Source organism: Phreatobacter sp., from assembly GCF_030691135.1.
Classification (GTDB): Bacteria; Pseudomonadota; Alphaproteobacteria; order Rhizobiales; family Phreatobacteraceae; genus Phreatobacter.
In genome coordinates this window covers 55,722-78,106 of record NZ_JAUYFA010000063.1, presented here as the reverse complement: position 1 = coordinate 78,106, position 22,385 = coordinate 55,722, and the positions used below count along the sequence as shown (strand labels likewise).

Genomic DNA, 22,385 nt, shown 5'->3' with positions numbered 1-22,385 from the left:
AGATCGGCCCGCGCGCCGCGGTCTTCGGCAATGCCCAGCACCCCTATACGAAGAAGCTGATGTCGGCGGTGCCGATCCCCGACCCGGCCCGCCGCCTGCAGAAGCGCGGCGTCTCCAACGACGAGATCAAGAGCCCCGTCCGCGCCCCCGACTACGTGCCCCCGGCGCGCCAGTACCGCGAAGTCTCCCCCGGCCATGTCGTCATGGCATGGGAGTGAGGCTTTTCCGCCATTTGTGAATGACGAAGGCCCCGGTTTCCGGGGCCTTTTGTTTTCGGCATGCTCGTGCGCGATCGGTTATGAGCACCGCCCACTCCGTCATGGCCGGGCTTGTCCCGGCCATCGACGACTTGAACACCGCGCGTCGACGAGAAGTCGTGGATACCCGGCACGAGGCCGGGCATGACGCGGTGGAGCGGGCGGCGCGGGACTCAGGCGAACGAGAATGCAACGAGCGTCAAAAATGCTCGAACCGCCCGGCGACGAAGGAGAGCAACTGCCCTTCCGCCGTCCAGACCACGTCGATGCCATCCGTGACCGCCCCTATCACCGCCAACGGGACGCTGGCGCTCGCTGCATCGTCGCGCAGTGCATCGAGCCGGTCCGGCGGACAGGCGAGCAGGATCTCATAGTCGTCGCCGCCGGTCAGGATGCGCTCCTGCAACGCCGGGTCGATCGCCAGCGCCCGGGCGGCGGCGGGCGACAGCGGCACCGCCTCAGCGTCGAGCTGCGCGCCGGTCCCAGACGCCGCCATCATCTTGGCGAGATCACCGACGAGCCCGTCCGAGACGTCCATGGCCGCCGAGGCGTGGCGGGCGACAGCGGCGGCGAGCGTCGTGCGCGGACGCGGTGCGAGATAGCGGTCGACGAGATGGGTGCGCTCCTCCGGCGCGAGCAGGCGGACCCAGTCGGGCGCAGTGCCGGGCGCGCGCTCGGCCTGACGCGCGATCAGCCCGAGGGCTCCATCGCCGATGGTCCCGGTGACGCAGAGCACGTCCCCCGGGCGCGCGCCGCGTCGTCGTATCGTCCGGGCGGCGCGGCCGAAGGCGGTGACCGACAGGGTCAGAGGCCCCGGCACCTTGACCGTGTCCCCGCCGAGAAGAGGGCAGTCATAGGCTTCGATATCGCGCGCGAGGCCGTCGGCGAAGGCCGCCAGAAACGTCGTCGTCCAGTCAGGAGGAAGCCCGAGGCCAAGGAGGAAACCGACGGGCACCGCGCCCTTGGCGGCAAGATCGGAGAGATTGACCCGCAGCACCTTGGCGGCGATCAGGTCCGGCGGGTCGTCGGGGAAGAAGTGCACCCCGGCGATGGCCATGTCCTTGGTGACGACGAGGTCGCTGGCGCCCTCCGGAATGACAGCGGCATCGTCCATCAGTCCGTCGGCCCCCGCGGTCGTGGCGAGCGGCGCGAAGAAGCGCGCGATCAGATCGTCTTCGGAGGGGCGGGTCACTTGGTGATCATGGCCGATAGCGCCGGCAAAGGGGAGAGCGGCGACGCTCAGCCCTTCGGCGCCTCGCCCATCTCGGCGGCGCGCAGGCGCTTGGCGATCTTGTCGAGGACAGCATTGGCCATGCCGACCTCCTCGCGATCGACGAAAGCGTCGGCGACGTCGACATATTCGGCAATGATGACCTTGGCGGGCACGTCCGGCCGCTCGAAGAGTTCATAGGTGCCGGCACGCAGAACCGCCCGCAGAACGGCCTCGATGCGGCGCAGCGGCCAGTCATCGGCGAGGATGCGGTCGACCGCCACGTCGATGCGCTGCTGGTCGCGCATGACGCCCTGGATGATGTCGCGGAAGAACTGGTGGTCGGCGGGCAGATAGGTCTCGCCTTCGACCTCACGGCCCATCCAGAAGGTCTGGAACGCGCCGATGACATCGTTGATGTCGGAGCCGGCGACGTCCATCTGGTAGAGCGCCTGGACGGCGGCAAGCCGGGCCGTACCACGCTTATTGGCCTGTTTGGGAGCGGTTTCGGCCATTACAGGGTCTCCGCCGCACGCTTCAGGCGGATCATGGCGAGACAGGCCTTGGCGGCGCCGCCCCCCTTGTCGAGGTCGCTGCGGCGGGCACGCGCCCAGGCCTGATCGTCGTTCTCCACGGTCAGGATGCCGTTGCCGAGCGGCATCTTGCGGGAGACCGCGAGGTCCATCAGGGCGCGCGAGCTTTCCTCCGAAACGATCTCGTAATGGGTGGTCTCGCCACGGATGACCGCGCCGAGCGCCACCGCGCCGTCGAAGGGCTGGCCGCGTGCGGCGCCACCATCCATCAGGATGGCGATGGCGGCGGGGATTTCCAGCGCGCCGGGCACGGTGTGCACCTCGCAGGTGGCGCCGGCCTCGGTGATGGCGGCTCTGGCGCCCTCCAGCAGGGCGTCGGCGAGATCGTCATAGAAACGCGCCTCGACGATGAGCACGCGCGCATGGGTCGGAATCACGTGCTCGGGCGCGGAACGCGGGGCGGCCATGGCAGGTCCTTCGGATTGGGAGCGCTCTAGTAGCCCTCCGCCTTCGCCTCCGCAAGGCGGGCCGCGTAACGGGCCATCATGTCGACCTCGAGATTGACCCGGTCACCGGCTATGGACGCGCCCCAGGTGGTGACCTGTAGGGTGTGCGGGATCATGGTCACGGTGAAGGTATCGCCATCGACGCCGTTGACGGTGAGCGAGGTGCCGTCGAGGGCGACGGAGCCCTTCTCCGCGATGAACTTGGCGAGGTGCCGCGGGGCGCGGAAGACGAACCAGGCGGTGCCGTCGCGATCCTCGCGGGAGACGATCTCGGCGACGCCGTCGACATGGCCGGTGACGATATGGCCGCCGAGTTCGTCGCCGATACGCAGCGAGCGCTCGAGATTGACCGCCTTGCCGACAGGCCAGGCACCGAGCGTCGTGCGGGCGAGGGTCTCACCCGAGGCATCGACGGTGATCAGGGTGCGCTCGCCCTCCTGGAGCAGCGTGGTCACTGTGAGGCATATGCCCATGTGGCAGACAGAGGCGCCCAGCGGCAGGCTGTCGGCCGGATAGGAACAGGCGATGGCGAGGGTGCGGGCGGAGCCCTTCTCCTCCACGGCGACGATTTCGCCCACATCAGTGATGATGCCGGTGAACATGGGTCAGGCTCCTCGCTCGGCGGTCGGATCGGGGCGGAAGGTTTCGATACGGTCACGCCCCGCCATGCGGCTGTCGGCGAGACGGTAGCGGGTGGGCATGGGTTCGATGAAGCCGGCAACGCCGTCGCCCAAAGCCTCGGGCGAGTGGGCGACGATGATCTCGTCGGCGAGTGCGGCGCGCATCAGCGTGGCGCCGAGGATCGGTCCGCCCTCGCTCATGACCCGGGTGATGCCGCGCGCCGCGAGGAGGCGCAGCGCCGCGCCCATGTCGACGGCCCCGTCGGGCAGGCGGCTCACCAGCATGACCTCGCAGCCGGCACGGCGCAGAGCGCGCTCGGCCTCCGGCGGCGCGCCGACGGTTGAGATGACCCAGGTCGGCACCTCGCCGGCCGTGGCGACCAGGCGCGAGGCGAGCGGCAGGCGGAGCTTGGAATCGATGATGACGCGGATCGGCGAGCGCTCCTCAAGGCCCGGCAGGCGGCAGGTGAGCAGCGGGTCGTCGGCGAGCACGGTGCCGATGCCGATCATGATGGCATCCGCCATGGCGCGGACGAGGTGGAGCTGGACGGTCGCCGCCGGGCAGCTGATCTGCGTGCGGGCGCCGCCCGCCGCTGCGACAAAGCCGTCGGCGGAGAGCGCCATCTTGAGCTGGACGAAGGGACGTCCCTGGCGCACGCGGATGAAGTGGCCGCGATGGTCGACGGCGGCTTCCGCCGCGCCGGCACCGACATCGACGCCGATGCCGTAGGCGCGCAGCATGTGGAAGCCGCGCCCGTGGACGCGCGGATCGGGATCGCCGATGGCGCAGACGACGCGGGCGATGCCCGCGCGCGCGAGCGCGTCGGAACAGGGCGCGGTGCGGCCATAGTGCGAGCAGGGCTCCAGCGTCACATAGGCGGTGGCGCCGCGGGTCGCCGCCGGGCCGGAGACGGCGACGGCATGGGCGACGGCGGTGGTCTCGCCATGCGGCCGCCCCCCGGGCTGGGTGACGCCGCGGCCGACGACGATGCCGTCTTTGACGATCACACAGCCGACGGACGGATTGGGCCAGGCGAGGCCGAGATGGCGACGCCCGAGCCGCAGGGCATGATCCATATGCCCGCGATCCACAGCCGTGAAAGCGTCGCCGTCCATCACTCTAGCTGCGCTCGGGGTCGCCGGCCCCCTCGCCGTCCTCGGACATCTCGCCGATGAGCTGCTGGAATTCGCGGGGGTCGCGGAAATTCCGGTAGACCGAGGCGAAGCGCACATAGGCGACGTCGTCGAGGGCTTTCAATGCCTCCATGACGATCCGGCCGATATTCTCGGCGGGAATGTCGGATTCGCCCGAGGCCTCGAGCTGCCGGACGATGCCGGAGACGAGCCGTTCGACCCGCTCGGGATCGACCGGCCGCTTGCGCAGCGCGATCTGGATCGAACGCATCAGCTTGTCACGGTCGAAGGGCACGCGCTTGCCGGAGCGCTTCACCACCACCAGTTCACGCAGCTGGACGCGTTCGAAGGTCGTGAAGCGGCCGCCGCATTCCGTGCAGACACGCCGCCGCCGGATCGCCGACCCGTCCTCGGTGGGACGGGAGTCCTTCACCTGGGTGTCGGCGAAGCCGCAGAAGGGGCAGCGCACGGTCCGCGCGCCGCGTCAGGAATAGATCGGGAATCGGGCGGTGAGATCTTTCACCTTCTCCCGCACGGCGGCCTCGACGGCCGCATTGCCCTCGTCCGAATTGCTCCGCGCCAGACCGTCCAGCGTCTCGGCGATGAGTTCGCCGACGCGCTTGAACTCGGCGATGCCGAAGCCGCGGGTGGTGCCGGCCGGCGTTCCCAGGCGCACGCCTGAAGTGACGAAGGGCTTCTGCGGATCGAACGGGATGCCGTTCTTGTTGCAGGTGATGTAGGCGCGCCCGAGCGCCGCTTCGGAGGCCTTGCCGGTGAGGTTCTTCGACCGGAGGTCGACGAGCAGCAGATGGTTGTCGGTGCCGCCGGTGACGAGGTCGAAGCCGGAGGCCTTCAGCGTCTCGGCCAGCGCCTTGGAATTGGCGACGACGGCGTGGGCATAGGCCTTGAATTCGGGGCGCAGCGCCTCGCCGAAGGCTACCGCCTTGGCGGCGATGACGTGCATGAGCGGGCCGCCCTGCATGCCGGGGAAGACCGCCGAGTTGAACTTCTTGGCCAGGTCCTCGTCGTCGGTGAGGATCATGCCGCCGCGCGGGCCGCGCAGGGTCTTATGGGTCGTGGTGGTGGCGACATGGGCATGGGGGAAGGGCGAGGGATGGGCGCCGCCCGCCACGAGGCCGGCGAAATGGGCCATGTCGACGAAGAGATAGGCACCGACCTCGTCGGCAATGGCGCGGAAGCGGGGAAAGTCCCAGACGCGCGCATAGGCTGAACCGCCGGCGATGATGATCTTCGGCTTGGCCTCGCGGGCGATGCGGGCGACTTCGTCCATGTCGATAATCTGGTCTTCCTGGCGCACCGTGTAGGGGGCGACCTTGAACCACTTGCCGGACACGTTGACGGGCGAGCCATGGGTGAGGTGGCCGCCGGCGGCGAGGTCGAGACCCATAAAGGTGTCGCCGGGCTGCAGCAGGGCGAGGAAGACGGCCTGGTTGGCCTGACTGCCGGAATTGGGCTGGACGTTGGCGAAGCGGCAGCCGAACAGCTTGGTGGCGCGCTCGATGGCGACCGTCTCGGCGATGTCGACGAACTGGCAGCCGCCGTAGTAGCGCTTTCCCGGATAGCCCTCGGCATATTTGTTGGTCATCACCGAGCCCTGCGCTTCCATGACGGCGCGCGAGACGATGTTCTCCGAGGCGATCAGCTCGATCTCATGTTGCTGGCGCCCGAGTTCTTTCTCGATCGCGTCGAAGATGACCGGATCGGTTTCGGCGAGCGAAGCTGAGAAGAAGCCGTCGAAGGGCTGCGAGGCGGCGGCGGAAGACGAGGACATCCGGATCACTCCGTGGCGCGGCGATGGTCGCCGGGTCGTTCGGGACGATGATCGTTGCCGGTAGCACAGCGTCGGTTGGGAGTCCAAGGTTGAGCGCGCCGCAGACACCAGCCCTTGTGCCGCTGTCAGGCGCCCTCCCCCGCATCCTGCGCGAGACGGCGTTCCAGCTTACGACGGGCGAGGCGTTCCAGATCGTGCAGGGCCGCCTGGACGGGGCCCATCACCACCACCTCGGTGCCGGTCTCGCCGCAGATCGCGGCGCAGCGGATATAGGCGCCGAGGGCCGTGTGCTCGAAATAGACGGTGCGAGGCGGTGATTCGGGCATAAGGCCAGTGTCGGGGCACGCGCCTTTGATAGCCAGCATGTTATCGCAAAACAGTGACGCCCATAGACGGGATCAACCTGTAGGTGCAGACTGCCTTCGTTCTATGCGCCCTAGTAGAGCGAGTCTCTTCGAAGGAGATTGCCATGTGGCCATTTGGCAAGAAGAAGCCCCCCACCTCACCGGCAGAGGCACTGGTCTTTAAGAGTGGCGAGGCATTCTTCGAATATCAGTGCAAATTTGGACATACGACATTAGAAAAAGATAAGGGTATCGTAGGCTTGATCCTAGATGCTCGACGCCACTTTGGCACTCAAATTGCCGTAAAACTTCAGGACGACAGGCAAGTCGCTGCAGTACGAGTTGCATCAGACGACGGCGGCTTCGTAGTCTTAGCCCAAACCCCAAATAATGGTGATCCCCTTCAGCCGGGCGATTTGGTCGTCTGGGTTCCTCAAACCTACATGTCCGAGCTTGGAAACGCGCTACCCGATAAGCGTGCGGGTTGGGTAGGGCTGATCCTCTACAAAATCGCCCCCGAACTGGGCTCAGAGTTGAGAGTGTTGAGCCGATATTTCTGAACTTAGATATTTCGCCAGAGCGAGCCCACTGTCCCAGCTTCGAAGTACAAAAAAGCCCGGCGCGAGGCCGGGCTTTCGTCACATAGCGGGAGCGAGCGGATTAGCGCAGGGCGACCGGCTGGGCCGCGGCACCCGAGGCCTGGGCACCGATGCCGTCGCGCTGGTAGATGTCGTCGCGGAACTGGACGAGGCCGTCCGGATTGGCCCAGGCGGTGATGTAGACCCAGTAGACCGGAATGGGCTGGACCGGCCGCGCGTCGACGCGGTCGGTGGTGCGGAAGATGCGGTCGATCTCCGAGCGCGACCACTGCGTGCCCTGGAGGATCCACGCGATGAGTTCGCGCACGTTCTGGACGCGGGCGCAGCCCGAGGAATGGAAGCGCTGGTCCTCGCCGAACAGGCCCTTGGAGGGCGTGTCATGCATGTAGACCGCATGCTGGTTGGGAATGTTGATGCGGACATTGCCCATCGAGTTGCCCTCGAAGGGATCCTGGCGGAAGCGGAAATTCATCGCCTCCATGGTGTTCCAGTTGATCGATTCCGGCGCAACCTCCTGCCCCTGGCCGTTGAACACGCGGATGCGGTTCTTGGTCAGGTAGTCCGGTTCCGACTGCATCTTCGGAATGAGGTCCTTGCGGATGATCGAGGCCGGCACCGTCCAGAAGGGGTTGAAGTTGATGTCCTGAACGCGGGTCGTGATGACCGGCGACTGGCGGTCGATCTTGCCGACGACGGTGACATGCCGGGAGACGACGACGCCGTTCTCCACCGCCTCGAGCTGGGCGGCGGGAATGTTCATGACGATGAAGCGATTGCCGAGGAAACCGGAATGGGCGCGCACCCGGACCAGGTTGGTTTCGAGCTGGCGCAGGCGCATCTCGGCCGGCACGTTGAGTGCGGCATAGGTCGATTCGCGCACCTGGCCGTCCGGCGAGATGCCATGGCGGGCCTGAAAGCGCTTCACGGCGGTGTCGACGAAGGAATCGAACACTTCGGAACGGCCGGCCGAGGCGTTGAGATCGCCCGAGGCGATCAGGCGCTCACGCAGGATGGCGACGGACCGGCGGCGCGCGCCGATGCGCAGGCGCTCACGATCGGGGATCGGCTGCCAGCCGCCGCGCGAGACGATGCCCTGATACTGGGCGATGGCCTGCTCGAGGCCCTGCACCGTGTGCGGACCGAGGACCGGATAGGGATTGATGGTGGAGCGGCTGCGCGAGCCGGCATCGAAACTGTCGGACCACTCGGCGACGGCGCCACGGGCCGACTGCGCCAGGGCGGGGCTCGCCACGACCATCGCGCCGAGCGAGGCGATGCCGCCCAGAAGGGTGCGCCGGTCGAGGGGCGAAACGGGATACGCGGGGGAACGTTCGGTCACGATAACGGCTCCGGATGATCGGCAGGGTCGCCTCCCGCCGAAACGTGAGGAAACACCATTATCCTTAAGGAATGCCAAGCGGGTGTCAGATTGCAACTAGGGCAACCAATGTGACCAACTCAAGGCATTTCGTGCGGTGACACCGGGAAAATGCATCCATCGGCGGCGCACGGGCCGGTTTCGGCGGAAAAAGCCGAGGCCGGCGCGCCCAAGGGACAGCGCCGGCCTCGCCGGATCAACAGGATGTGAGAGGCTGCAATCACTCGGGGCGCTTGACGCGGTTCTTCGCCAGAAGCGCGGCGCCGGTGACCCCGAGCATGTTCTCGGCGAGGAGCAGGACCATGACGAGGCCCGCGGCCAGCATGGTCCAGTCGGAGAGCATCGTCGTCATGGGCACCTCAGAGACGATAGAGGATCTGGTCGGTCCAGAACCGCTCAAGGCGCAGCAGCGACTTGTTGAGCGTCTTGAAGTCGTCGAGGGCAATGCCGCCGACCTGCTCGACCGTCCGCACATGCTTGGCGTAGAGCGCCTTCACGATCTCGGCGATCTCGTGGCCCTTGGCGGTGAGGCTGATGCGCACCGAGCGACGATCGATGCGCGAGCGCTGGTGGGACAGATAGCCCATCTCGACCAGCTTCTTGAGATTGTAGGAGACGTTGGAGCCGAGATAGTAGCCCTTGGTGCGCAGTTCGCCGGCGGTGAGTTCGCGGTCGCCGATGTTGAACAGCAGCAAGGCCTGGACGGCGTTGATGTCGGAGCTGTTGCGACGGTCGAACTCGTCCTTGATGACGTCCAGCAGGCGGCGATGGAGACGCTCGATCAGCGTCAGTGACTCCATGTAGACCGGTGTGATGGCCTCGAAACGCTCGAGACGTTCGGGTGAAATCGGCGGCGACGCGACGTCGCGCGTCTTGGTCATCGTGCTCATGGGACGCCTCTTGTCCTGGTTGATGCCGGGGCGTTTTTTGACCCTCGGCCGAGCAGCCCTGTTCACCGCTCGTGTGCCACCAACTTAGACCGGCGAATTTTAAAAGCCCCCGAACAAACAGCGTGAAGGCGGCTTAACCATTACTTCCTCAACAAGAGATTGCATTGATATATCAGCAATATCTCATTGTCTTTTCATCAACCTGATGGACCGGCGTCAAGGTTCGATAAAGGATCGGAAGCACCGATTTCCGGACCTTCCTCGCCCGGTGTTTACACACTGTTCAAATTGACGAAAGCGGTCGTCAACCATCTGCGTGGCGCGGCCTCCTTCAACTGCCGGCGATCGGTGCAACGTCCTGTTCAGCATAGGGCGATGACGTCGGGTCAAAGATCGGCACGGACCTTCCGCGGCGGGATAGAGCCCCCTCGCGAGCGACGTTACGGAAGGCGCCTGACCTCACTTGCCCCGCAGGAAGTTCACGATGCCGGAAAAGTCCGTGCCGGCATCGCCCTGCCCCGCATAGAGGCCGTAGAGGGCGGCGGCCTCGGCGCCGAGCGGAGTGATCGCCCCGGCCGAACGGGCGGCGTCCTGGGCGAGCTTGAGGTCCTTCAGCATCATGGCCGCGGTGAAGCCGGCGGCATAGTCGCGGTTCGCCGGAGAGGTCGGCACCGGCCCCGGGACCGGGCAATAGGTCGTGAGCGACCACGACTGGCCGGAGGATTTCGAGGCGATGTCGAAGAGCTTCTGGGCGTCGAGGCCGAGTTTCTCCGCCAGCACGAAGGCTTCGGAGGTGGCGATCATGGTGATGCCGAGGATCATGTTGTTGCAGATCTTCGCCGCCTGGCCGTTGCCGGGACCCCCGGCATGGACGATGGTCTTGCCCATCGCCTCGAGGAAGGGCTTCGCTGCGGCGAAGGCCGCATCCTCACCGCCGCACATGAAGGTGAGCGTGCCGGCACTGGCGCCGCCGACCCCGCCGGAGACCGGCGCGTCGATCATCAGGAGCCCCCGCTCAGCGGCGGCCTTCGCCACGGCGCGGGCAGTATCGACGTCGATGGTGGATGAATCGATGAGCAGGGCGCCCGCCTTTGCGCCGGCGATGATGCCGGCCTCGCCGCCAAAGAGCGCGCTCACCTCACGGCCGGAGGGCAGCATGGTGACGACGACGTCAGCGTTCTTGACCGCCTCGGCGATCGTGGAGGCCCCGGTGCCGCCGGCCGCGACATGCCGCTCGACTGCGGCCGGACTGACATCGGTGCCGACGACCCTATGGCCCGCCTTGACGAGGTTGGCGGCCATGGGCCCGCCCATATTGCCGAGGCCGATGAAGGCGATGGTGCTCATGAAATCCTCCCGTCGTCGTGTTTTTCGGGCCCGTGCCTCGGCCGGGCGCCTTATTCGCTGAAGCCGTCGTCGGCCTGACGGGCGGCCATCATCGCCGCCGCGGTATAGAAGAGGAGCAGCACCGCATCGGCGATCGTCGCCGGCAGCGATCGCGCCGCGATCTGGACCCAGCCCTGCATGCCTGCCAGCATCGCCAGGTCGATGCCGATGGCGACGGCCGTCGCCAGAATCCAGACGACGCCGCCCCAGGCCGAGGTGAGCCAGAGGCCGACGCCCGCCACGAGTTCGATGACCGCGAAGAAGATGATCGAGGCCTGCACGCCGGGGGGCATGTCCTCGAAGCCGATACCGTCGGCGTTGGGGCCGCCGCAGATGACCATCCACTGCATCAGGCCGCGGCCGATGACGAGAACCGCCAGGGCCCGCATGAAGATCCGGTAGATCCGGCTCCAGTCGATGCCGCGCTCCTCGGCATCGACCTGGATCGGCGCATCGCTGGCAGGGCGGAATCTCGGGGCGCTCATCGCGGAACCGCAGGCGGCTGGAGTTCGCCCCCGTCGAGCGGCGCGAAATGGGCTGCAATCATGTCCGGCGTCACCTCGGCGAGGGTCGCGGGTCGCCAGCGCGGCGCATTGTCCTTGTCGATGATGACAGCGCGCACGCCCTCGTAGAAGTCATGACCGTGGCAGATGCGCGAGACGATGCGGAACTCGGTCTTCATCGCCTCCTCGAACTCCATTGTCCGGCCAGCGCGCACCTGCGCCATGGCGATCTTCATGGAGGTCGGCGACTTGGTCTTCATCGTCGCCAGCGTCTGGCCGCACCAGTCGTCGCCTGCCGCAGCGGCCGCAGCGAGGGCGTCCATCACCGCCTCGACCGTGTCGAAGCGGAAACAGGCATCAATGGCGCTGCGGCGGGCGGTGACGCTCGCCGGCTGGGTCGCGACGTCGGCGAAGCCCTCGAGGACATGGTCGACCGTCTCGCGCCCGCAGAGCGCATCGAGGGCCTCGGTGAAGCGCTCCGAGGCCATGGCGTGGGTGGCCAGGCCGGTGGACAGCGCATCGCCCTGCTTCATGCGTTCGCCGGTCAGGGCGAAGAAGGCGCCGATCTCACCGGGGATGCGCGGCAGGAAATAGGTGCCGCCGACATCGGGGAAGAAGCCGATACCGACCTCGGGCATGGCGAAGACGAATTTCTCGCCGGCGACGACATGGCTGCCGTTGATCGAGACGCCGACGCCGCCGCCCATGACGATGCCGTCGATGAGGGAGACATAGGGCTTGGGATAGCGCTTGATCAGGACGTTGAGCTCATATTCCTCGCGCCAGAACCGCAGCGCCTCCTCGTGCCGGCCGGCCTTGCCGAGATCGTGCAGCACGCGGATGTCGCCGCCGGCGCAGAAGGCGCGGCCGCCGGCACCGGTCACCACCACCCGGCTGACGGCGGGATCGACGGCGAAGGCATCGAGCGCCCGGCGCATCTCGCGCACCATGGTCAGGGTCAGCGCATTCAGCGCCTTCGGCCGGTTCAGGGTCAGGAGCCCTGCCGAGCCGCGGCGCTCGATGAGGATTTCCGGCTCGGCATCGTCGTGAATCGGTGCGCTCATGACCAGCCTGTTATCACGCGCCGAGCAGATCACGCGAGACGATGACGCGCATGATCTCGTTGGTGCCCTCGAGGATCTGGTGGACGCGCACGTCGCGCAGCACCCGCTCGATCGGGTGGTCGTTGAGATAGCCATAGCCGCCGTGAAGCTGCAGGCAGCCGTTGACCACCTCGAAGCCGACATCGGTGGCGAAGCGCTTGGCCATGGCGGCGAGCGTCGTCGCCCGCGGATCCTTCTCGCTGACGGCGACGGCTGCGCGGCGGACCATGAGGCGCGCCGCCTCCAGTTCGGTCGCGTAGTCGGCGATGCGGAAGCGCAGCGCCTGGAAATCCTTGATCGCCTGCCCGAACTGCCGGCGATCGCCCATATAGGCGATGGTGCGGTCGAGGCAGAACTGGGCACCGCCGAGCGAACAGGCGGCGATGTTGATGCGGCCGCCGTCGAGGCCGGCCATGGCGATGCGGAAGCCCTGGCCCTCCTCTCCCACCATGTTCGCGGCGGGGACGCGGACATTGTCGAAATCGACCACGGCGGTCGGCTGGCTCTTCCAGCCGAGCTTCTTCTCCTGGGCGCCGAAAGAGAGACCCGGCGTGTCCTTGTCGACGACGAAGCAGGAGATGCCGCGGGCACCCTCGCCGCCGGTACGCGCCATAACGACATAGACGTCGGAGCGGCCGCCGCCGGAAATGAAGGCCTTGGCGCCGGTGATGACCCAGGAATTGCCGTCCCTTACAGCGCGGGTCCGCAACGATGCCGCGTCGGACCCCGCGCCCGCCTCGGTGAGGCAGTAGCTGGAGAAGGCCTTCATGGCGCAGAGATCGGGGACGTAGCGCCGCCGGAGGTCCTCGTGGCCGAAGGCGTCGATCATCCAGGCGGCCATGTTGTGGCTCGAGATATAGGCGGTGGTGGAGACGCAGCCCTGGGCGAGTTCCTCGAAGATCACCGCCGCATCGAGACGGGTCAGGCCGGAGCCGCCGACATCCTCGCGCACATAGATGCCGCCGAAGCCGAGCGCGGCAGCGGCGCGCAGGGTCTCCTCGGGAAAGACGGAACCGGCGTCCCAGTCTCGCGCGTGCGGAGCCATCTCGGCAGCGGCGAAGTCACGCGCCACCTGGCGGAAGGCTTCCTGATCTTCGGAGAGGGAGAAGTCCATCGGCAGGGGAAACCCGGAGAGGAAGACGCTCGCCTTCGGTTATGGGGCTTGGCCGCACCGGGTCAATTCGGCCGCCCGGGGGAGCCCGACGAATAGCGCACCGCACAAGGACCGCCACCCTCTGGAGGGCTGTTCCGAATAATTCCAGAGTGATATTCATGTGCCTTCAGCGGCTGCTCAACGCCGCGGAGACAGGCCATGACCCTTCGCGCCTTCCACAAACCCGCCGCTGACGTCTCCCCGTCGGTCGGCCACCAGCTCGACATCGCCACGCGGCTGCGACGCAACCGGAAGACCGAATGGTCGCGGCGTCTGGTGCGCGAGAATGTCCTGACCACGAACGACCTCATCTGGCCGATCTTCCTCGTCGACGGCACCGAGCCCCGCACGCCCGTCGCCACCATGCCCGGCGTCGACCGTGTCTCGATCGACGAGGCGGTGCGCGACGCCGAGAAGGCGGCCCGGCTCGGCATCCCGGCGCTCGCCCCCTTTCCCTATGTCGACCCGGCCCTGCGCGATCCCGTCGGGACCGAGGCCGAGAACCATCGCAACCTGATGTGCCGCGCCATCCGCGCCATCAAGGCGGCGGTGCCTGAGATCGGCCTCATCACCGATGCGGCGCTCGACCCCTACACCTCGCACGGCCATGACGGCGTGCTGACCGAGTGTGGCCGTGTCCTCAACGACGAGACGGTCGCCATCCTGTGCAAGCAGGCGGTCGCCCTGGCGGAAGCGGGCTCCGACTGTATCGCCCCCTCCGACATGATGGACGGTCGCATCGGGGCGATCCGCGCGGCGCTCGATGCGCGCGGTTTCACCGAAGTTCAGATCATGAGCTATGCGGCGAAATATGCCTCGGCCTTCTACGGTCCGTTCCGCGACGCGATCGGCACCAAGAAGACGCTGATCGGCGACAAGCGTACCTATCAGATGGATCCGGCCAATTCCGACGAGGCGCTGCGGGAGGTCGAGATCGACTTGGCGGAGGGCGCCGACATGGTCATGGTCAAGCCCGGCCTGCCCTATCTCGACATCTGCCGGCGCGTGAAAGACACGTTCGGCGTGCCGACCTTCGCCTATCAGGTCTCCGGCGAATACGCGATGATCGAGATGGCCGCCCGCGCCGGCGCCATCGACGGTGAACGCGCCATGCTCGAAAGCCTCATCGCCTTCAAGCGTGCCGGCTGCGACGGCATCCTCACCTATTTCGCGCCGCGGGTGGCCGGACTGCTCAGCGCCGCGGCGTGAGAGGCGGCCTCGTCATCGCCGCTGCTGCGCTTGCGGCCGGCGCCTGTTCTCCCGTTGTGGCGCCTGACCAGCTCGCGCTTTGCCGCGAGGTCCTGCCGGCCCTGCATGATCCCGGCACGCTGATCCGCGAAAGCCGCCATGGTCCGGCCCCGGCTGGCTCGGGCGTGCGCATCGACTATCTCGCCGAGCGGCCGGGGCTGCCGCGCACGGCACATTTTGCGACCTGCCGCTTCGAGGGACGGGACCCGCGCGGCAGGCCGGACCTCGCGGACCTGTCGACCGAGCGCGGCCCCTTTCCCGGCGCGCGCTTCGTCATCCTCAAACGCTGGTGGCTCGATCAGGCGCCGACCACTCCCCGCTCCGCCGGGAAGGCCCGCTAGGGCCTCGCGGAACGCGCCGCAGCAGGATAAGACCGTCGACATGACAGCTGCGCCGGACGCTTCTTCCCCACCCCTGACCTATGCCGATATCCTGGCCGCCCGCGCGGTCCTGGCCGGGCAGGTCATGCGCACGCCGATGCTGCCGGCACCGCCGCTCTCGGCCATCACGGGAGCCGAGGTCTTCGTCAAATACGAGAACCTGCAGGTCACGAACTCCTTCAAGGAGCGCGGGGCCCTGGTGAAGCTCGCCTCGCTCAGCGCAGACGAGCGCCGCCGCGGCGTCATCGCCATGTCGGCCGGAAACCATGCCCAGGCCGTGGCGCTCCACGCGAGCCGGCTCGGCATTCCCGCCACCATCGTCATGCCGGTGACGACGCCGTTCGTGAAGGTCGCGGCGACGCGCTCGCATGGCGCCACCGTGGTGCTCGACGGCGAGACCCTGGCGGAATCGCAGGTCCGTGCCGAGGCGATCCAGGCGGCGGAGAACCGCGTCTGGGTGCACCCCTATGACGACACTGCCGTCATGGCGGGACAGGGGACGATCGCCTGCGAGATGCTGGAGGACGTTCCCGATCTCGACATGCTGGTCATCCCCATCGGCGGCGGCGGGTTGATCGGCGGCAATGCGGTGGCAGCCAAGGCGATCCGCCCCGGCATCTCCATCATCGGCGTCGAGGCCGGGCTCTATCCCTCGATGTGGAACGCGATCCACGGCGAGAACCGCCCCGTCGGCGGGCCGACCCTCGCCGAGGGCATCGCCGTGAAGATCGTCGGGCGATCAACCCTGCCGGTGGTGCGCGACCTCGTCGACGACATCCTGCTCGCCAGCGAGAGCGACCTGGAACGCGCCGTCAATCTCTACCTGACCCGCCAGAAGACCATCGCCGAGGGCGCCGGCGCGGCCGGACTTGCCGCCATGCTGGCCGCACCCGAGCGGTTCCGCGGCGCCAGGGTCGGCCTGATCCTGTGCGGCGGCAATATCGACCCACGCATCCTCGCCTCCATCATGGTCCGCGAACTGGAACGCGAAGGCCGCATCGTCTCGGTCCGTATCACCATCCCCGATCGCCCCGGCGTTCTCGGCATGGTGGCGACGCTCCTCGGCAGGCTCGGCGCCAATATCCTCGGGGTGGAGCACCGTCGCCTCTTCCTCGACACCCCGGCCAAGGGCACCAAGCTGGACGTGACGCTGGAGGTCCGAGACGGCGCGCATCTTCACGAAATCCTGGCGGCGCTGGAGGCGGAGGGCCTGCCGGCGACGCGGATCGAGACGGGCGGCGGCCAGCTCGGCTGATCAGCGGCGACTCGTGAGTTTCGTTCGGCGGGCGCCTGATGCGCGGTCCCGGCGACGTGATGGATCACGGACTTGCCGTCGCTCCCGGGGAGCCTATCGTAGGAAGCGAACGGCCACGAATCTGGAAAGAGCGTCGCTCCATTGACGCAGCAACCGCGCGACACGCCACAGTTCTACCTCACGGCCCCGACGCCGTGCCCCTATCTGCCCGGCCAGTCGGAGCGGAAGGTTTTCACCCATCTCGTCGGGCCTAAGGCGCCGCATCTCAACGATATCCTGACCCAGGGCGGCTTCCGCCGGTCGCAGTCCATCGCCTACCGGCCCGCCTGCGAGACCTGCCGGGCCTGCATCTCCGTGCGGGTGCCGGTGGCCGATTTCCGGCCCAGCCGATCGTTCCGAAAGGTGATGCTGCGTAACGGCGATCTCGTCGGCGAGATGCGCCCGGCCATCCCGACCTCCGAACAATACTCGACCTTCCGGGCCTATCTCGACGCCCGCCACCGCGCCGGCGGGATGGTCGACATGACCGTGCTAGACTACGCCATGATGGTAGAGGACAGCCATGTGAAGACGCGGCTGGTGGAATATCGCAGGCGCGACGTCGACACCGCCATCAACGGGCGTTCGAAGGGCGACCTCGTCGCCTGCGTGCTCACCGACATTCTCGGCGACGGGCTGTCGCTGGTCTATTCCTTCTACGAACCCGACCAGGCCGACCGCTCGCTCGGGACGCTGGTGATCCTCGACCACATCGCCCGGGCCAAGACCATGGGGCTTCCCTACGTCTATCTCGGCTATTGGGTCGAGGGCTCGCCGAAGATGGACTACAAGGCGCGGTTCCTGCCGCAGGAGCGGCTGCAGCCGGAGGGCTGGGTCCGGGTCGAGGCGGCGGGCAACTGACCGGATCGACGCCGGCCCACGGGCGCCGCGTCATGTGCGTGTCAGGCAGCCGCGCTAGCCAGCGAGATCAGCTCCTGTCGCGCGGTCCCAGCCATGCCCTCCCGTCGCCTCGTCCTCGCCGGACTTGCCAGCCTTCCTTTCGCGCCTCTCGCCGGTGCCTTTCCGGAGCGACCGCTGCGGCTGATCGTGCCCTTCGCGCCGGGCGGATCCACCGACGTCGCAGCGCGGCTGCTCGCCGAGGCGCTCGGCCCCCTGGTCGGCCAAGCGGTGATCGTCGAGAACCGCGCCGGTGCCAACGGCGCGGTGGCGTCCGAGGTCGTCATCCGCTCCGAGCCCGACGGGCATGTGCTGCTGGTCGCCTCGGCCTCGACCCACGGCGTCAATCCGGCGGTGGCGCGTCGCCTCGGCTTCGATGCGGTCGCCGATTTCGCGCCGGTCACGATGATCGGCACCACACCGCTGGTGCTGGTGACCGCGCCGGGCTTCGGTGCGACGCGCCTCGAAGAGCTCATCGCCCGCCTGCGCCGCGAGCCCGGCAAGCACAGCTATGCCTCGGCCGGTGCCGGTTCGATCACCCATCTGGCGGGCGAGCTGTTCAAGCTGAAGGCTGATCTCGCAGATGTCGTCCACGTGCCCTACCGGGGCGGCGGGCCGGCCATGCAGGCTGTCCTCACCGGAGAGGTCGCCTTCACCATCGAGAGCCTCGCCTCCGCGGCGTCGCTGATCGAGGGCAAGCGGGTGGTGGCGCTCGCCATCGGCTCGCCCACGCGTCAGGCCGTCCTGCCGGACGTGCCGACCTTCGCCGAGGCCGGCCTTCCCGGCGTCGAACTCGCGACCTGGAACATGCTCCTCGCGCCGAGGGCGACGCCGCCGGAGCGGATCGCCCAAATCGGGCAGGCCGCTCGGCAGGCTCTCGCGACCGAGGCGCTGCGGACGCGGCTCGCCGCGGCCGGCACCACGGCGATCGCCGATGCCTCGGCCGAGCAGACCGGTCGTTATCTCGCCGCGCAGATCGAGAGTTTCCGCGCCGTGGTGAAGGCGGCGCGGATCGAACTCGCGGACTGACGCCTCACCCGAACCTGTTGGTCTTGGGGAAGCCCTTCGGCGGCAGCTTGCCGGTATCGGCGCGGTTGCCGATCCACTCGAAAAGGTCGGCCTGCGACACCGTCCAGGTGCGGTCGGACGAATCCTTCCACGTCAGGCCCTCGGCGAGCGTGAAGGTCTTCAGATCGACCATGCCGCCCTCCTTGTATTTCTGCAGGCGGACGCCCTTGCCGCGCGCCATTTCCGGCACCTGGCTGAGCGGGAAGACGAGCAGCTTGCGGTTGAGGCCGACGATGGCGACGTGATCGCCCTCGACGAAGCGCACGGCGGCGAGTTCATCCGGGGTGTCGACGCCCATGACGCCCTTGCCCTTGCGGGTGTTGGCGACGAGCTCGTCCTCGGCGACGACGAAGCCGCGGCCCTCGCGGGAGGCGACAAGGGCCTTGCGGCCGCCGCGATATTGCACGACCTCGACGATGTCGTGCTCCTGCTCCAGGTCGAACATCAGGCGCATGGGTTCGCCGGCACCGCGGCCGCCGGGGAGCTTCGACCCCTCCAGGGTGAAGACCTTGCCGTTGGTGGCGAAGACCAGGAGTTTCGATGTCGTCTCCGCGAAGAAGGAGAGCTTCAGGCGGTCGTCGGTCTTGAAGGTGAGGGTCGAAAGGTCCTGGACGTGGCCCTTGAGGGCGCGGATCCAGCCCTTCTCGGAGACGACGACGGTGATCGGCTCGCGCTCGACGAGGGCCTCGGCGAAGGCGTCGACATCGACCTCGCTGGCCTCGCCGAAGGTGGTGCGGCGCTTGCCGAGCGGGGTTTCCTTGGAGAACTGCTTCCTGACATTGCCGATCTCCCAGGAGACCGTCTTCCACTGCAGCGCCTCGGAGGCGAGCAGTTTCTCGATGCCCTCCTTCTCCTTGGTCAGTTCCGCATGTTCGTTGCGCAGCTCGATCTCCTCGAGCTTGGCCAGCGAGCGCAGGCGCATGTTGAGGATGGCCTCGACCTGCACCTCGCTGAGGTCGAAGCGGGCGACGAGGGCCTTCTTCGGCTCATCCGCGGTCCGGATGATGTGGATGACCTCGTCGATGTTGAGATAGGCAACGAGGAGGCCGGCCAGAACCTCCAGGCGCCTGTCGATGGCGGCGAGGCGGTGCTGCGAGCGGCGGATCAGCACGTCGCGGCGGTGGTCGAGCCATTCGCGCAGCACCTCCTTGAGGCCGACGACCTTCGGCACCTTGCCCTTCATGAGCACGTTCATATTGAGCGGGATGCGGCTTTCCAGCTCGGTGAGCTTGAACAGGCTCTCCATCAGGATGCCGGCATCGACGTTGCGCGATTTCGGCTCGAAGACGAGGCGGATGTCCTCGGCGCTCTCGTCGCGCATGTCGGCGACGAGCGGCAGTTTCCGCTCGTTGATCAGCTCGGCGACCTTCTCGATCAGCCGTCCCTTGGTGACGCCGAAGGGAATTTCGGTGACGACGACGAGATAGGTGCCGCGGCCGGTATCCTCCTGGTGCCAGCGCGCGCGCGTGCGGAAGGCGCCGCGGCCGGTCTCATAGGCTTCCTGGATGGCGGCGCGGCCCTCGATGATGATGCCGCCGGTGGGGAAATCGGGCCCCGGCACGTAGGCGAGAAGGTCGCGCGTCGTGCAGTCGGGATGGGCGATGATGTGCAGCGCCGCGTCGCAGATCTCGGCGGCATTGTGCGGCGGGATCGAGGTCGCCATGCCGACCGCGATGCCCTGGCTGCCATTGGCGAGCAGATTGGGGAAGGCGCCGGGGAGGACGACGGGCTCCTCGTCCTCCTCGTTGTAGGTCTTGCGGAAGTCGACCGCGTCCTCGTCCAGCCCGTCGAGGAGGAGGCGCGCGACCTCGGTCATGCGCGCTTCGGTGTAACGGTAGGCGGCGGCGTTGTCGCCGTCGATATTGCCGAAATTGCCCTGGCCGTCGACGAGGGGATAGCGCTGAGAGAAGTCCTGGGCCAGGCGCACCAGCGCGTCGTAGACGGACTGGTCGCCGTGCGGATGGAACTTGCCGATGACGTCGCCGACGATGCGGGCGCATTTCTTGAACGCGGTGCCGGGGTCGAGCTTCAGCAGCCGCATGGCATGGAGGATGCGCCGGTGGACCGGCTTCAGGCCGTCGCGGGCATCGGGCAGCGCCCGGCCCATGATGGTGGAGAGCGCATAGGCGAGATAGCGCTCCTCCAGCGCGTCGCGCAGGTTGATGGTCTCGATGCCATCGTCGTCGCCGGAGGGCGGGTTTATGCGCTCGCCCATGGGTCAGGCCTCGCGAATCGGAATGAGGGACATGGACCCTCGATAAGCGGGGCGGCAGGCGGGAACAAGCTGGGAACGGCCTCGGGACTGTGGTCAGCGGGGATAGCGTGTCAGAACGTCACCACCACCGATGCCGCACTCCTCTGGTGCTCGCCGTGAAACACCGCCTCGATATTGTTGCCGTCGGGGTCGAGGAGGAAGGCGGCGAAATAGCCCAGATGATACTTGCGCAAGCCCGGCGGACCGTTGTCGCGGCCGCCGGCGGCGAGGCCCTCCCGGTGGAAGGCCTCCACCATCGCCTGGTCCTTGGCCTGGAAGGCGAGGTGATGGCGGCCTGTCAGCACGCCCTGCGCCGCCTCGCTGTCGCGGGAGGAGATGAAGAGTTCGTCGGCCCAGAAGTAGCTGTCTTCTTCACCGCCGATCGGGATGCCGAGCACGTCGAAGACGGCGCCATAGAAGCGGCGGGAGGCGGCGAGATCGGCGACGACCAGCTGGACATGGTCGATGAGGCGGCCGCGGTGCAGTGCGTTCGTTTCCATGGGCTGTCTCCGTCAAATTGGCGCGAGGTGCGGACAGATGGAGGAACCGATGCAGCGCCCCGGCGTTCCCTGTCGCCAGCAGTCAACGCCATCGGCTTGCCAAACCATGGCGGCAGGCTCCCTATGAGCGCCTCACCGGAGCCAACCCATGCGCCGCATCCTCGCCGCAGCCCTTGCCGTCATCGTGGCCCTTCCCGTTGGCCTGCCTGTCCTGCCGGCCTTCGCCCAGTCGCCGGACCTGATCTTCCGCCGCTCGACGGTGTTCCGCCTGCTTTCCCCCAACGACAAGCTGGCCACCTATGGAATCGATGACCCGCAGGTGGAGGGCGTCGCCTGCCATTTCACCGTGCCGGAAAAGGGCGGCTGGGCCGGCGCCTTCGGTCTCGCCGAGGAATTCTCCGAGGCCTCGCTCGCCTGCCGGCAGATCGGCCCGATCCGCATCACCGGCCGCTCCTCCCAGGGCGACGTGGTGTTCCGCGAGGGCCGGTCTTTCTTCTTCAAGCGGGTGCAGATCGTGCGTGGCTGCGACGCCCGCCGCAACGTGCTGGTCTACATGATCTATTCGGACAAGCTGATCGACGGATCGCCGCAGAACTCGACCTCCACCGTGCCGATCATGCCCTGGGGCCAGCAGGCCGAGATCGTGCGCTGCGGCGATTTCATTTCATGACGGGCCGCGGCTGCGTTTCCTGCGTTTCCGCAGGCCATTCTCCGTGACGTCACGCTGAAAAACGCCCGTCGCATTTCTCCGGCCAACAACATCGCCCGGAGTTTCCCATGTCGCGCCGCCTTCTTGTCCTCACGGCTCTCGCCTGCCTGTCGTTTGCCCCCGCCCACGCCACTGGCGGCATTTCCTGCGAGGCGGAGGACCGCGCGGCGAAACTCACCATCGGCAGCCCCATCGGCCGCTCGACGGGCGGTGCCTTCTTCCAGTTCGAGGGCGAACTCGAGGTTCGCGCCGCCAACGTCGCCGAGGACTTCAAAAAGGTCACCTTCACGAAGGATCACCTCACCCAGAGCTGGTTCGACGCACGCGACCTGAAGATGCATGTCCATTTCGAGCGCGCCGGCGAGCCCCACGGCACCATCGATCTCACTGTCGAGGCACGCGGCACCGCCAATGCCGAAACCTGGCGCGGGCGCTACGTGCTGAGCATCGGCGAGACGGTGAACGGCGAGTTCCGCAGCCGCCGGGTTACAGGCCGCGTATCCTGCTCGGTCGAAGGTTGATGCTTGACGTCCGCGCGCCCTTCTGCGCTATCTCTGACGCATGAACGGTTCGATCATCCTCATCGGGATTATTTGCGGCTGAGCGTTTTCGCTGGCCGGTCGCCGT

The 22,385-nt window shown here is 67.3% G+C and carries 25 protein-coding genes and 1 pseudogene; 9 read left to right on the top strand and 17 right to left on the bottom strand.

Features of this window, described 5'->3' with window-relative positions; translation table 11 throughout:
* Positions 1 to 218: pseudogene (locus Q8O26_RS11510) on the top strand (glutathione ABC transporter ATP-binding protein GsiA); the annotation flags it as partial.
* Between the two features lie 238 nt (positions 219 to 456).
* On the opposite strand, the gene thiL reads toward Q8O26_RS11510, so the two are convergent.
* From thiL to Q8O26_RS11470, 8 genes are all read right to left on the bottom strand, one after another.
* A complete protein-coding gene (gene thiL, locus Q8O26_RS11505) occupies positions 457 to 1,449 on the bottom strand; it encodes a thiamine-phosphate kinase (protein WP_305575685.1) in 993 nt (330 codons plus the stop codon).
* Between the two features lie 47 nt (positions 1,450 to 1,496).
* Complete coding sequence (gene nusB, locus Q8O26_RS11500) at positions 1,497 to 1,982, bottom strand: transcription antitermination factor NusB (protein WP_305575683.1); 486 nt, start codon at positions 1,980 to 1,982, stop codon at positions 1,497 to 1,499.
* Complete coding sequence (ribH, locus tag Q8O26_RS11495; RefSeq protein ID WP_305575681.1) at positions 1,982 to 2,467, bottom strand: 6,7-dimethyl-8-ribityllumazine synthase; 486 nt, start codon at positions 2,465 to 2,467, stop codon at positions 1,982 to 1,984. Before ribH ends, nusB begins: the two co-directional genes overlap by 1 nt.
* A 26-nt stretch (positions 2,468 to 2,493) precedes the next feature.
* Positions 2,494 to 3,108, bottom strand: a complete 615-nt coding sequence (locus Q8O26_RS11490) for a riboflavin synthase (protein ID WP_305575679.1) — start codon at positions 3,106 to 3,108, stop codon at positions 2,494 to 2,496.
* 3 nt (positions 3,109 to 3,111) lie between these two features.
* A complete protein-coding gene (gene ribD, locus Q8O26_RS11485) occupies positions 3,112 to 4,203 on the bottom strand; it encodes a bifunctional diaminohydroxyphosphoribosylaminopyrimidine deaminase/5-amino-6-(5-phosphoribosylamino)uracil reductase RibD (RefSeq protein ID WP_305575677.1) in 1,092 nt (363 codons plus the stop codon).
* 43 nt (positions 4,204 to 4,246) lie between these two features.
* Positions 4,247 to 4,729: a transcriptional regulator NrdR gene (nrdR, locus tag Q8O26_RS11480; protein WP_296571508.1), complete on the bottom strand. Its 483-nt coding sequence runs from the start codon at positions 4,727 to 4,729 to the stop codon at positions 4,247 to 4,249.
* A 15-nt stretch (positions 4,730 to 4,744) separates the two neighbouring features.
* Positions 4,745 to 6,052 (bottom strand): serine hydroxymethyltransferase, encoded by a 1,308-nt coding sequence (glyA, locus tag Q8O26_RS11475; protein WP_305575673.1) that lies wholly within the window; start codon positions 6,050 to 6,052, stop codon positions 4,745 to 4,747.
* Between the two features lie 125 nt (positions 6,053 to 6,177).
* Complete coding sequence (locus tag Q8O26_RS11470; RefSeq protein ID WP_305575671.1) at positions 6,178 to 6,378, bottom strand: serine hydroxymethyltransferase; 201 nt, start codon at positions 6,376 to 6,378, stop codon at positions 6,178 to 6,180.
* A 143-nt stretch (positions 6,379 to 6,521) separates the two neighbouring features.
* Here Q8O26_RS11470 and Q8O26_RS11465 point away from each other — a divergent pair, with 143 nt between their 5' ends.
* The gene (locus tag Q8O26_RS11465; protein WP_305575669.1) at positions 6,522 to 6,956 is read left to right on the top strand and encodes a hypothetical protein; all 435 of its coding nucleotides are present in this window, start codon (positions 6,522 to 6,524) and stop codon (positions 6,954 to 6,956) included.
* A gap of 100 nt (positions 6,957 to 7,056) precedes the next feature.
* Here the strand turns inward: Q8O26_RS11465 and Q8O26_RS11460 are convergent, their stop codons facing one another.
* From Q8O26_RS11460 to Q8O26_RS11430, 7 genes are all read right to left on the bottom strand, one after another.
* Entirely contained in the window at positions 7,057 to 8,253 is a 1,197-nt protein-coding gene (locus Q8O26_RS11460) for a murein L,D-transpeptidase (RefSeq protein ID WP_371134542.1), read from the bottom strand.
* Positions 8,254 to 8,593: 340 nt separating this feature from the next.
* Positions 8,594 to 8,725, bottom strand: coding sequence for a hypothetical protein (locus tag Q8O26_RS11455; protein ID WP_305575665.1), 132 nt, complete (start codon positions 8,723 to 8,725; stop codon positions 8,594 to 8,596).
* Positions 8,726 to 8,732: 7 nt separating this feature from the next.
* On the bottom strand, positions 8,733 to 9,254 hold the full coding sequence (gene ldtR, locus Q8O26_RS11450) for a transcriptional regulator LdtR (protein ID WP_371134541.1): 522 nt from the start codon (positions 9,252 to 9,254) through the stop codon (positions 8,733 to 8,735).
* Between the two features lie 468 nt (positions 9,255 to 9,722).
* Positions 9,723 to 10,664, bottom strand: coding sequence for a 3-hydroxyisobutyrate dehydrogenase (mmsB, locus tag Q8O26_RS11445; protein WP_305575697.1), 942 nt, complete (start codon positions 10,662 to 10,664; stop codon positions 9,723 to 9,725).
* The gene (locus tag Q8O26_RS11440) at positions 10,661 to 11,134 is read right to left on the bottom strand and encodes a DUF6163 family protein (RefSeq protein ID WP_305575699.1); all 474 of its coding nucleotides are present in this window, start codon (positions 11,132 to 11,134) and stop codon (positions 10,661 to 10,663) included. The genes mmsB and Q8O26_RS11440 overlap by 4 nt, the downstream gene beginning before the upstream one ends.
* Positions 11,131 to 12,216, bottom strand: coding sequence for an enoyl-CoA hydratase/isomerase family protein (locus Q8O26_RS11435; protein WP_305575661.1), 1,086 nt, complete (start codon positions 12,214 to 12,216; stop codon positions 11,131 to 11,133). Before Q8O26_RS11435 ends, Q8O26_RS11440 begins: the two co-directional genes overlap by 4 nt.
* Positions 12,217 to 12,229: 13 nt before the next feature.
* The gene (locus Q8O26_RS11430; protein WP_305575659.1) at positions 12,230 to 13,369 is read right to left on the bottom strand and encodes an acyl-CoA dehydrogenase family protein; all 1,140 of its coding nucleotides are present in this window, start codon (positions 13,367 to 13,369) and stop codon (positions 12,230 to 12,232) included.
* 198 nt (positions 13,370 to 13,567) lie between these two features.
* Between Q8O26_RS11430 and hemB the strand changes: the two genes are divergently transcribed.
* From hemB to Q8O26_RS11405, 5 genes are all read left to right on the top strand, one after another.
* Positions 13,568 to 14,617: a porphobilinogen synthase gene (hemB, locus tag Q8O26_RS11425; RefSeq protein WP_305575657.1), complete on the top strand. Its 1,050-nt coding sequence runs from the start codon at positions 13,568 to 13,570 to the stop codon at positions 14,615 to 14,617.
* Positions 14,614 to 14,997 carry a hypothetical protein gene (locus tag Q8O26_RS11420; protein WP_305575654.1) on the top strand — a complete coding sequence of 128 codons (384 nt, stop codon included), beginning with the start codon at positions 14,614 to 14,616 and terminating at the stop codon, positions 14,995 to 14,997. The genes hemB and Q8O26_RS11420 overlap by 4 nt, the downstream gene beginning before the upstream one ends.
* A gap of 40 nt (positions 14,998 to 15,037) precedes the next feature.
* On the top strand, positions 15,038 to 16,291 hold the full coding sequence (locus tag Q8O26_RS11415) for a threonine ammonia-lyase (protein WP_305575652.1): 1,254 nt from the start codon (positions 15,038 to 15,040) through the stop codon (positions 16,289 to 16,291).
* A 141-nt stretch (positions 16,292 to 16,432) separates the two neighbouring features.
* The gene (locus Q8O26_RS11410) at positions 16,433 to 17,191 is read left to right on the top strand and encodes an arginyltransferase (RefSeq protein ID WP_305575650.1); all 759 of its coding nucleotides are present in this window, start codon (positions 16,433 to 16,435) and stop codon (positions 17,189 to 17,191) included.
* Between the two features lie 93 nt (positions 17,192 to 17,284).
* Complete coding sequence (locus tag Q8O26_RS11405) at positions 17,285 to 18,256, top strand: tripartite tricarboxylate transporter substrate binding protein (RefSeq protein WP_305575648.1); 972 nt, start codon at positions 17,285 to 17,287, stop codon at positions 18,254 to 18,256.
* A gap of 4 nt (positions 18,257 to 18,260) precedes the next feature.
* On the opposite strand, the gene parC is transcribed toward Q8O26_RS11405, so the two are convergent.
* The gene (gene parC / locus Q8O26_RS11400; protein WP_305575646.1) at positions 18,261 to 20,510 is read right to left on the bottom strand and encodes a DNA topoisomerase IV subunit A; all 2,250 of its coding nucleotides are present in this window, start codon (positions 20,508 to 20,510) and stop codon (positions 18,261 to 18,263) included.
* Positions 20,511 to 20,620: 110 nt separating this feature from the next.
* Positions 20,621 to 21,049: a VOC family protein gene (locus tag Q8O26_RS11395; protein ID WP_305575644.1), complete on the bottom strand. Its 429-nt coding sequence runs from the start codon at positions 21,047 to 21,049 to the stop codon at positions 20,621 to 20,623.
* A gap of 148 nt (positions 21,050 to 21,197) precedes the next feature.
* Here Q8O26_RS11395 and Q8O26_RS11390 point away from each other — a divergent pair, with 148 nt between their 5' ends.
* The gene (locus Q8O26_RS11390) at positions 21,198 to 21,719 is read left to right on the top strand and encodes a CreA family protein (protein ID WP_305575642.1); all 522 of its coding nucleotides are present in this window, start codon (positions 21,198 to 21,200) and stop codon (positions 21,717 to 21,719) included.
* Positions 21,720 to 21,826: 107 nt separating this feature from the next.
* Complete coding sequence (locus Q8O26_RS11385) at positions 21,827 to 22,279, top strand: hypothetical protein (RefSeq protein WP_305575641.1); 453 nt, start codon at positions 21,827 to 21,829, stop codon at positions 22,277 to 22,279.
* Positions 22,280 to 22,385 lie beyond the last annotated feature (106 nt).

Bases quoted from the DNA above. Each gene is read 5' to 3' on its own strand.
- nusB (WP_305575683.1), bottom strand. From the start codon at position 1,982: ATGGCCGAAACCGCTCCCAAACAGGCCAATAAGCGTGGTACGGCCCGG.
- ribH (WP_305575681.1), bottom strand. From the start codon at position 2,467: ATGGCCGCCCCGCGTTCCGCGCCCGAGCACGTGATTCCGACCCATGCG.
- Q8O26_RS11490 (WP_305575679.1), bottom strand. From the start codon at position 3,108: ATGTTCACCGGCATCATCACTGATGTGGGCGAAATCGTCGCCGTGGAG.
- ribD (WP_305575677.1), bottom strand. From the start codon at position 4,203: ATGGATCATGCCCTGCGGCTCGGGCGTCGCCATCTCGGCCTCGCCTGG.
- glyA (WP_305575673.1), bottom strand. From the start codon at position 6,052: ATGTCCTCGTCTTCCGCCGCCGCCTCGCAGCCCTTCGACGGCTTCTTC.
- Q8O26_RS11470 (WP_305575671.1), bottom strand. From the start codon at position 6,378: ATGCCCGAATCACCGCCTCGCACCGTCTATTTCGAGCACACGGCCCTC.
- Q8O26_RS11465 (WP_305575669.1), top strand. From the start codon at position 6,522: ATGTGGCCATTTGGCAAGAAGAAGCCCCCCACCTCACCGGCAGAGGCA.
- Q8O26_RS11460 (WP_371134542.1), bottom strand. From the start codon at position 8,253: ATGGTCGTGGCGAGCCCCGCCCTGGCGCAGTCGGCCCGTGGCGCCGTC.
- Q8O26_RS11455 (WP_305575665.1), bottom strand. From the start codon at position 8,725: ATGACGACGATGCTCTCCGACTGGACCATGCTGGCCGCGGGCCTCGTC.
- ldtR (WP_371134541.1), bottom strand. From the start codon at position 9,254: ATGACCAAGACGCGCGACGTCGCGTCGCCGCCGATTTCACCCGAACGT.
- Q8O26_RS11440 (WP_305575699.1), bottom strand. From the start codon at position 11,134: ATGAGCGCCCCGAGATTCCGCCCTGCCAGCGATGCGCCGATCCAGGTC.
- Q8O26_RS11435 (WP_305575661.1), bottom strand. From the start codon at position 12,216: ATGAGCGCACCGATTCACGACGATGCCGAGCCGGAAATCCTCATCGAG.
- Q8O26_RS11430 (WP_305575659.1), bottom strand. From the start codon at position 13,369: ATGGACTTCTCCCTCTCCGAAGATCAGGAAGCCTTCCGCCAGGTGGCG.
- hemB (WP_305575657.1), top strand. From the start codon at position 13,568: ATGACCCTTCGCGCCTTCCACAAACCCGCCGCTGACGTCTCCCCGTCG.
- Q8O26_RS11415 (WP_305575652.1), top strand. From the start codon at position 15,038: ATGACAGCTGCGCCGGACGCTTCTTCCCCACCCCTGACCTATGCCGAT.
- Q8O26_RS11405 (WP_305575648.1), top strand. From the start codon at position 17,285: ATGCCCTCCCGTCGCCTCGTCCTCGCCGGACTTGCCAGCCTTCCTTTC.
- parC (WP_305575646.1), bottom strand. From the start codon at position 20,510: ATGGGCGAGCGCATAAACCCGCCCTCCGGCGACGACGATGGCATCGAG.
- Q8O26_RS11395 (WP_305575644.1), bottom strand. From the start codon at position 21,049: ATGGAAACGAACGCACTGCACCGCGGCCGCCTCATCGACCATGTCCAG.
- Q8O26_RS11390 (WP_305575642.1), top strand. From the start codon at position 21,198: ATGCGCCGCATCCTCGCCGCAGCCCTTGCCGTCATCGTGGCCCTTCCC.
- Q8O26_RS11385 (WP_305575641.1), top strand. From the start codon at position 21,827: ATGTCGCGCCGCCTTCTTGTCCTCACGGCTCTCGCCTGCCTGTCGTTT.